General features: G+C 74.2%; 2 protein-coding genes. Both read left to right on the top strand.

Annotation, left to right across the window (positions count from 1 at the left end; all coding sequences use genetic code 11):
- On the top strand, positions 1–834 hold an 834-nt coding region (locus ACWEBX_RS39365; RefSeq protein WP_451889507.1), incomplete at its 5' end, for an ATP-binding cassette domain-containing protein.
- A 225-nt stretch (positions 835–1,059) separates the two neighbouring features.
- Complete coding sequence (locus ACWEBX_RS39360) at positions 1,060–1,962, top strand: helix-turn-helix transcriptional regulator (RefSeq protein ID WP_451889506.1); 903 nt, start codon at positions 1,060–1,062, stop codon at positions 1,960–1,962.
- Positions 1,963–2,227 lie beyond the last annotated feature (265 nt).

The following is a 2,227-nucleotide window of genomic DNA, read 5'->3' as shown; positions in this document are numbered from 1 at the left end:
GCAGCGCGCCCCTGCCCGCCTGCTCCCCTTCCCCGGCCTGGAGCCACGCCGCCCGCCGCCCGGCCCGCCCCGCTGCCGGAGCAGGGAGCGGAGCCCGCGACGCTCGCCTTCGAGGACGTCCGCTTCCGCTACGCCGACGATCTGCCGTACGTCCACCACGGCGTGACGTTCGCCGTCCCGGCCCGGGGCCTGACCGCGTTCGTCGGCCCCTCCGGCGCGGGCAAGACCACCGTGTTCTCGCTCATCGAGCGGTTCTACGAGCCCGAGGCGGGCGTCATCAGCGTGGACGGCCGCGCGCTGGAGGACTGGGAGCTGCCCCGGCTCCGGTCCGCCATCGGCTACGTGGAGCAGGACGCGCCGGTGCTGTCCGGCTCGCTGCGCGACAATCTCCTGCTCGGCAATCCGCAGGCCGAGGAGGGTGAGCTGACACGCGTGGTGAAGACGACCCGCCTCGACGGCCTCGTGTCCCGGCTGCCGAACGGCCTGGACACCCTGGTCGGACATCGCGGCACCAAGCTGTCCGGCGGCGAGCGCCAGCGCGTCGCCATCGCCCGGGCCCTGCTGCGCCGCCCCCGGCTGCTGCTCCTCGACGAGGCCACCTCGCAGCTCGACGCGGTCAACGAGGCCGCGCTGCGCGACACGGTCGCCGATGTGGCCCGTTCGACCACGGTCCTGGTCGTCGCGCACCGGCTGTCCACCGTCACGACGGCCGACCGCATCGTCGTGATGGACGCGGGCCGCGTCCGCGCCGTGGGCACCCACCGCGAACTCGTCGCGGCGGACGCGCTCTACGCCGAACTGGCCGCCACCCAGTTCCTCGCGGCCGCGGGATGACCCTGGCGCCGTGATCGCGGCCCGGCACGGCGGCACCTCGGCGCGCCGTCGCGCCGGTACCCCGGCACCCCGCTCCGGTGGAGAAGCCCTCGGAAGTTCCTTGGCGACGGTCCGGCTCTCCTCTATGGTGATGCCCTTCTTTCCGCCCCGGGGGCGGTCGTCCGCGCACGGCCGGCCCCGACCGGGCGGCGAGCACGTCCCACCCGGATACGCAGGCGACTGATCATGGCCAAAAACCGACACCCGGCCGGGCAGCCCGTCCCCGGGATCATCTCCGCGGCCCCCGTCGGCCCACCCGCCGGCCTGGAAGTGATCTCGCTGGCCGCGCTGCGCGCCCGGACCCGTGCCCACGGCACCGGTCTCGGCGCACCGCAGCGTCCCGGCTTCCACCAGGTGCTCACGCTGGCCTCCGGCACCCTGCGCCAGACCGTGGACTTCACCGCCCATGACGTCGAGCGGGACTCCTGGCTGTGGACGCGCCCCGGGCAGGTCCTGCAGTGGGGAGATCTCACGCGGGCCGAGGGAACGCTGATCGTCTTCGAACGGGACTTCCCGGGCGCGGCCACCGTCCGCGCGGCCGGGCTCGACGATCCGCACGCCCGTGTGCTGCGCACCCCGGAAGGCGGGGCGGCCGCCTCGTTGCGCGTGGCGACCGAGCATCTGGAGCACGAGTTCCAGGCGCCCGGGCGGCTGCCGCGTGACGCGCACGGCGCCGTACTGCGTCATCTGCTGGACGTGCTGATACTGCGCCTGGCCCATCTGGAGGGGTCCGACACCCCTGTCACCGGGCCGAGCGAAACCTTTCTTCGCTTCCGCGCGACCGTCGAGCGGGACTTCGCACGCACCCGGCGGGTGGACGACTACGCCCTCACCCTCGGCTACTCCGCCCGCACCCTGTCCCGGGCCGCCCTCGACGCGGCGGGGATCGGCGCCAAGGAGTTCATCGACCGCCGGGTGATCCTGGAGGCCAAGCGGCTGCTCGCGCACACCGACCTGGCCGCCGCCCGGATCGCCGACCGGCTCGGCTTCTCCAGCGCCACGAACTTCGCCAAGTATTTCCATCAGCGCGCCGGGCAGGCCCCCATCGCCTTTCGTACGGCGGTACGCGGACGGGTGGAGGCGGGGTGACCCGCGAGAGCACCCGCTCCTCCCGCCCCGCACGGGGGCTCCGGCGGAACGTCTCCGCTCCGCGGGAGCCCCGCGACTGCCGACCGTCGGCTGTCGAAGCCCGCCGGACCTCGTTGCCCGAGGCCTTGATGGCCTAGGCCTTGATGCCGCCTAGGGCCCGTCTGACAATTCGCGTCGTCGCCCGAAGGGCGGCCCGGCGGCGTCAGGTGCGTGCTCTCGGCGTGCCGGCCCCAGGCCTGCGTACTGGACGTACTCGGGTCTGGGG

It is taken from the genome of Streptomyces sp. NPDC005070, assembly GCF_053600395.1.
Note: the sequence above shows the minus strand (reverse complement) of the source record. Positions and strands in the feature narration are given on the sequence as shown.

What these genes read in the sequence shown, in the direction of transcription:
- ACWEBX_RS39360 (WP_451889506.1), top strand. Translation starts at nt 1,060, where the DNA reads ATGGCCAAAAACCGACACCCGGCCGGGCAGCCCGTCCCCGGGATCATC.